Source organism: Ideonella azotifigens, assembly GCF_006519715.1.
GTDB classification, from domain to species: domain Bacteria; phylum Pseudomonadota; class Gammaproteobacteria; order Burkholderiales; family Burkholderiaceae_C; genus Ideonella; species Ideonella azotifigens.
Window position 1 is genome coordinate 1 of record NZ_VIDT01000310.1, and the last position, 6,312, is coordinate 6,312.

Below are 6,312 nucleotides of genomic sequence, written 5' to 3' on the forward strand. Positions count from 1 at the left end.
CAAACGGCGCGCGCCGGTCCACCTCCACCCGGCTCTCGTGCTGGATGAAGGTCTTGACGATGCGGTCTTCCAGCGAATGGAAGCTGATCACTGCCAGCCGGCCGTCCGTCTTCAGCAGGCTCAGCGCAGCCCGCAGGCCTTGCTCAAGCTCTTCAAGCTCGGCGTTGACGAAAATCCGAAGAGCCTGAAAGGTGCGTGTGGCGGGGTTCTGGCCGGCTTCGCGGGTCTTGACCGCACCAGCCACGAGCTCGGACAGCTCGGCAGTGGTTCGCGGTGGTTTTCCGCCCTCGCGGCGAGCCACAAGCGCCTTTGCAATCGAGACAGCAAACCGTTCTTCGCCATAGTCGCGGATCACCTGTGCAATCTGGCGCTCGTCGGCACGCGCCAGGAAGTCCGCCGCGCTTTCGCCGCGCGTGGTGTCCATGCGCATGTCCAGCGGGCCGTCGAAGCGGAAGCTGAAGCCGCGGGCGGGGTTGTCGATCTGCGGCGAGCTGACACCCAGGTCCATCAGCACGCCGTCGGCACCGGCCGGTGCACGCTGGGCCAGCGCCTCGGCCATGCTGGCAAAACTGGCGTGATGAATCTCGAAACGCGGGTCGGTGATGGCGTTGTCGCCGGTGGTGGCCGCGGCCACGGCTTCCGGGTCCTTGTCGAACGCGATCAGCCGGCCGGCCGGGCCCAGGCGGGCCAGCAAGGCTCGCGAATGGCCGCCGCGGCCGAAGGTGCCGTCGACATAGGTGCCGGCGGCCGGATCGGGCGCGTCTTCATGCGGCTGCAGCAGCAGCGCATCGACTGCCTCCTGAAGCAGCACGGTGGTATGGGCAAGAGTCATGTCAGCCCCTCGACCGACGAATACGTCGGGCGATCCCCCAAGGGGATTCGGGCCGGCTTGGGAGCGGCCCGGCGCTCGGCCCGCTCAGCTTGGTTTGAAGAACATCTTTCATGGCGGCGATCAGATCTCACATCACCATGTGCCGCATGCTCTCGGGCATGGGCTGAGCAAGGGTCGCTTCTTCCAGCGCGGTGTAGCGCTCGCGGTCCCAGATCTCCATCCGGCTGCCCATGCCGACCAGCGTCAGCTCCTTGTCCAGCCCGGCCCACTTGCGCAGCTCGGGCGAGAGCTGCACGCGCGAGCCACCATCGATGTCGACATCGATCGCGCTGCCGATGTAGATGCGGCGCCAGGCCTCGACGTCCATCGGCAGGCCCAGCAGCTTGGTGCGGAAATCGATCCACGCCGGGCGCGGGAACAGCAGCAGGCAGCGCGTGGGGTGCTTGGTGACCGTCATCTGGCCCCCGCAGAGCGCATTGAGCGTGTCGCGGAAACGGGCAGGCACGGTCACCCGCCCTTTGCCGTCCAGCGTCAGCTCAGACTCGCCCTGAAGCACCAATTCGGACACATCACCCCACAAAAATGCATTTCACCCCACTTTAACCCACCACTCGGGGACGGGTCAACGAAACCCAAGGGGAAAAATCAATGAAATCAGGTACTTAGGGGTGTATGTGAAGAAGCCTGAAATAAAAGGCTCTTCAAAAACAAGTGCTTGCGAGTGGCAGTGAAAGTGAATACTCAGCTCTCTCACGCAAGTGGACCTGCGGGGAGCGGCTGGTGCGCGCCGGGAGAAACGTGAACCATGCCCGCAAGCTGTTCCGTTTTGTTGCATGCGGCCAGAGGCCGGGAGCTCCGGCAAACGCAGCCGGGAATGCGTGCAGCGCGCGGTTACTTTAGCTCACGCATGGCGCTTGGCGCCACCAGCGACAAGGCCCCGGGGCACGCGGTGCGCCGGGGCGAAAGGCCCGCCCGCGGCGGACCGTACAGCCATGAACCCGCCGGCTTACTTGTTACGCACCAGGCGCAGCCGGGAGCCTTCGGTGGTCAGCTGCGAGGTGGCCGAGCCGTCGTATTCGTAGACCGTCCAGGCATAAGCGCCAAACGGGCCGGACGCGGTGTACGGCGTGGCCGTCCAGAACAGCTCGCTGAGCGTGCGCGGGAAGGTCGCCGTGTCGACCGACGGCTGGACGCGGTCGTCGGAAGAAATGCTGGCCAGTTCCTTCACATTGGGCACGCGCCAGGCCTTGCCGCTGCTTTTTGCGGTGTCGGTGCCGGTCTGCAGTGCGGTCGACCAGTCCATCGCCGCGGCCTGGCCGGTGCAGGTCTTGCCGCTCCAGGTCTGGCCCACCGAGCAGCGCTGCCAGGTCAGGCCGGTCAGCGTGTCCAGCACCTCGGCGCCACCGTCCAGCACCTGGAAGCGCGGCGACGGGGCGGGCGCAGTGCCGCTGACCAGGCGGACCTGGCCAAAGGCATAGCCCTTGTCCAGCGTGGCGCTGTAGCCGTCCATGAAGTTCACGTACCAGCTGCGTGCCGTGTTGCCGACCTGCTCGTTCGAGGCCCAGACGCTGTAGGCGGTGCTGTTGGGGAACCAGTCGGCATCGACCGTGGGGCCGGGGTAGACGGTGCTGTAGTCGACGATGCTGATCAGCTCGTTGCGCGTGGGCAGGCGCCAGTCGTGCCGGCTGCACAGGCCTTCGGCATTGGCCTGGGCGACCAGCGCGCTGCTGTCGGTGGCGCTGCCGTCGCCGAGGTTGGTGAACTGCTGTGTGGCGTCGTGCACGCTGCCATCGGCGGTCTTCATTTCCCACATCAGGCCGGTCACGCGGTCGTGCACGCAAGCCCAGTCGGCGGCCGTGGCCGGCAGCTTGCCGCCCTGCGCGTCCAGCTTCTGGAACGAAAAACCGAGCCGGCCGTCGGTGGGGTCAGGATGTGTCACATCGCGACCGACCAGTGCATCCTGGTGGTTGCTGCAGGTGCTGCCACCAGCGGCGTCCAGGCACATCGAAGCGCCCGTATCGTTCAGGCGGCCGGTGGGCTGGGCGGCGGAGGCCGCGCCGGTGAACAACACAGCGGTGGCGAAGGCCGCAGCGGAAAGAGCGGAAGAAGCGTTCATGCAGGTTCTGGGTCTCAGTGGATGATCACGTCGGGACGTGGGACGACGGTCAGCGTGCGGCCTTCGGCGCCGGCGCTGACGGTGTAGTTGCCAATGTGGGTGTACGAGATGGCCTGGGCCGCGTCGTTGGGGTCACCAATGAACAGGCGCATCCAGCCGGTAGAGCCCGGCGCCAGGTCCGAAAGGTCCAGCTTGCTGGCCAGGTCGTAGGTCTGGCCGGCGGGTACCGTCACCAGGATCTTCTGGCCATGGGCCTTGCCGTTCTGGCCGATGTCGTAGATGGGCGTGCCCGACTGCGACTTGCTCTGCACCCCATAGGTGTAGAGCCACACCGCGGCGCTGATGTCCTGGCTGGTTGTGTTGCGCAGCGTGTAGCGCATGGGGCAGTTGTCGGCGGGTGCTGCGGTGCAGCGTTCCACCGCGTCCAGGTCGATCGCCAGGCGCGGCAGCGTGACCTTCAGCAGCTTGGTGCCCTCGGCGCCCGGCAGGTCGAACACCGGCTGCACCGATTGCCCGTAATGGGCGCCGGCAATCACATGCAGCTGGTAGCGGCCAGCCGGCGCGTTGGTCATGTGCACCGTGAACTTGCCGGTCTCGTCCAGCGTTGCCGGGTCGCTCTGCAGCCAGCGGCAATAGGTGTCGTCGGGCATCTCGCAGCGCATCAGCTCGACCTGCGGCTTGTCTTCCACCGGCAGTGCGGCACCGGTGTCAGCACCGATCACCTGGCCGTAGATCGTCAGCTTGCCGCTGGCCGCGGCCTGCACCTGGGCCTTGCCTTCCCAGCCCTTGCGCACCAGGCGAGCCTGCTTCATCGCCGCCATCGCCTGCGCTTTGGCGCGTGGATCGGTCTCGATGCGCAGGCCATTGCCGCCGCCGCCAGTGGCCGTGAACAGCACGGTCGGCAGCATCTCGGTGATCAGCGTCTCCTGGGGCTTACCTTTGGGTGAGACAAACAGCGACAACGAGCTGTAGGCACCGCTGGGCATGCCGGTGCCGACGTAGATGCGCTGGCTCAGTGCCTTGCTCTTGCCGGCGCCCAGCGTGACCACCATGGGCTTGGCGCTGTCGTTGCCCCATTCGTACTCGGACCAGCCGGCCGGAATCGCGCTGCTGGCGTCCACCATGGCCCATACCTGCAACTGCAGCTGCTCGCTTGCCTGGCTGGTCAAGCGGTAATGCACCGTGCAGTAACCGCCCGCTTCCAGCGTTTCGCAGCCCTGGATGTCGGACACCGTCACAGGCACCATCGCCAGGGCCAGGTTCACGCTGTGGTCCTCGGTGCCGGTGATGGTGAAGGGCTTGCTGCGCTTCTGCTCATGGCCATCGGACCAGCCGGTGACCTGGTAGCTGCCGGGCGCCAGCGTGCTGCCGTCGAAGCGGAAAGCGCCCGAAGCGTCAGGGTTGACCGCCGCGATCCAGCCGCTGCAAAGCTTGTCGCCGGTGTTCAGGCAGCTCAGCAGCTGCGCAAAGGGCAGGCCTTCGGGGAAGGGCTGGCCGGTGACGGCGTCGGTCAACACGCCCAGCACGTCGGCACGTGCAGCGGGCACGAGCAGCGCTGAAGCGAGGGCGGTCGCCGTCAACGCAAGGCGGGAGGCCGGGCGCCAAAAACGCGAGTTCAACAACATGGGCAGGACTCCGATGAAAAGCGGGGATGAGATCTGCCGCCGATTACACAGAGTGCCTCGCCGCCCCACAATGGAACGCCTGCCGAGCTTTTCTCGGTTTTTTCTCGATGTTTAATTGATCCTTTCAAATCAATGACTTGCGTGACGCCAACAGCCTGCGGCCGCGCCGCCTTGCCTTTGCTCCACAGGCCCTGACGTGCAACTCGACTCCCGCCCAGCCGTGCCGGGCGCCGCCGATCCGGCTGCCGCGCTGCCCCACCGCCGCTGGCGCATCGGCCGTTTCCTTTTCGATGCCACGACCCGCCGCTTGGGCGACGGCCAGCGACCGGAGGAGCAACTCTCGGTCAAGACGGCCGCGGTGCTGCAGCGACTGGCCGAGGCCGGCGGCGACGTGGTGCTGCGCGAGCGGCTGATCACCGAAGTCTGGGACGGCAACACCTACACCGGCTCGCGCGCGCTGACGCACGCCATCTGGCAACTGCGCCGGGCACTGGACGAAACGCAGGCCGTCCAGGGCGAGCCCGCAGATGAAGCCGCCAGCGCGATCCAGACGATTTCCAAGACCGGCTACCAGCTGCGGCTGCCGGCCGTGGCGGAACCTGCGCCCGCCGCTGCATCCCTGCCGACCAGCGAGGCACCCGCGATGCCCGAGGCGCAGGCCGTGCCGGTCACCTCGGCCAAGAAGGCCCCGTTCGGTCGCCTCGCGGCCATGGCTGGCGCGCTGGTGCTGGTCCTGGTACTGGCCATCACCGCAGGCGCCGCATGGTGGCTGCAGCAAGGCAACGAAAAGGCAACGGCAGGGGTGGACCGCACGCCGCCGCAACCGATGACGCTGCTGGACGGGGTGGAGAACTACCCGGCCGTCAGCCCGGATGGCCAACGCCTGGCCTTTGTCTGGTCGCGCGGCGAGGGCGACGTGCGGCTGCGCATCGTCGAGCGCAACCGGCCGGAGGCGCCGGTGATCGAGCTGCGCGAGCCGGCCGAGATGCACCTGGCCAGCCCCATGTGGCTGGGCCCGGACCGGCTGGCCTACGCCAGGGCCCGCGAAGGCGAGGACTGCGAGATCGTCGCGCTAACCTTGCCCGAAGGCCAGCCCGAGAAGCTGGCCAGTTGCTTCTACCAGTTCCGCATCGGCTTTGTGGACGCGTCGCCGGACGGCCGCTGGCTCGCGCTGGCGCGGCCGCTGAAGTCAACCGGCCAGGACGACACCGGCGGCGGTGCGATCTTCCTGCACGAGATCGCCACCGGCCAGGAGCGCCAGCTGACCCACCCCAGCGGCGGCGAGACCGACGTGCAACCCGTCTTCTCGCGCAGCGGCAAGCAGCTGGCCTTCATGCGCGGCAGCATCACCGTGGGCGACGTCTTCCTGGTCGACGTGGCGGATGCGACCCAGGGCGAAGCCACCCGCCTGACCCATGACGACGCGCCGCTGGGCGGCATGGCCTGGCTGGCAGACGACCGCGGCATCACCTTCAACTCTGCCCGCGACGGCACCCAGGCGACCTGGCGCATCTCGCCACAAGGCGGCGAGCCTACGCTGTTCTCGCGCGCCCAGACCGCCATCCACCTGGCCACGCTGCCGGGCGAGCCCAACGCGGTGGCCGCCTCGGTCTACAAGTTCGCCGACAGCATCGAGCTGCTGGACGGCCACGACGGCCACCTGCGCGAAACCCTGGCCGCCAGCAGCCGCAACCTCTATGCCCAGGCCTGCCCGAACGCTGGCCAGGTGCTGTTCCTGT

5 protein-coding genes are annotated in these 6,312 nt (G+C 67.5%); 1 reads left to right on the forward strand and 4 read right to left on the reverse strand.

From position 1 onward, the window contains the following. From rsmH to FKP22_RS17815, 4 genes are all read right to left on the reverse strand, one after another. The coding region (gene rsmH, locus FKP22_RS17800) for a 16S rRNA (cytosine(1402)-N(4))-methyltransferase RsmH (RefSeq protein WP_141288895.1) at window positions 1-832 on the reverse strand (832 nt) is incomplete at its 3' end. Window positions 833-959: 127 nt separating this feature from the next. Then, the gene (locus FKP22_RS17805) at window positions 960-1,388 is read right to left on the reverse strand and encodes a division/cell wall cluster transcriptional repressor MraZ (protein ID WP_141288902.1); all 429 of its coding nucleotides are present in this window, start codon (window positions 1,386-1,388) and stop codon (window positions 960-962) included. Between the two features lie 450 nt (window positions 1,389-1,838). After that, complete coding sequence (locus tag FKP22_RS17810; RefSeq protein WP_141288896.1) at window positions 1,839-2,948, reverse strand: Lcl C-terminal domain-containing protein; 1,110 nt, start codon at window positions 2,946-2,948, stop codon at window positions 1,839-1,841. A 14-nt stretch (window positions 2,949-2,962) separates the two neighbouring features. Then, entirely contained in the window at window positions 2,963-4,495 is a 1,533-nt protein-coding gene (locus tag FKP22_RS17815; protein ID WP_141288898.1) for a carboxypeptidase-like regulatory domain-containing protein, read from the reverse strand. Between the two features lie 274 nt (window positions 4,496-4,769). Here FKP22_RS17815 and FKP22_RS17820 point away from each other — a divergent pair. Further along, on the forward strand, window positions 4,770-6,312 hold a 1,543-nt coding region (locus tag FKP22_RS17820; RefSeq protein ID WP_141288900.1), incomplete at its 3' end, for a winged helix-turn-helix domain-containing protein.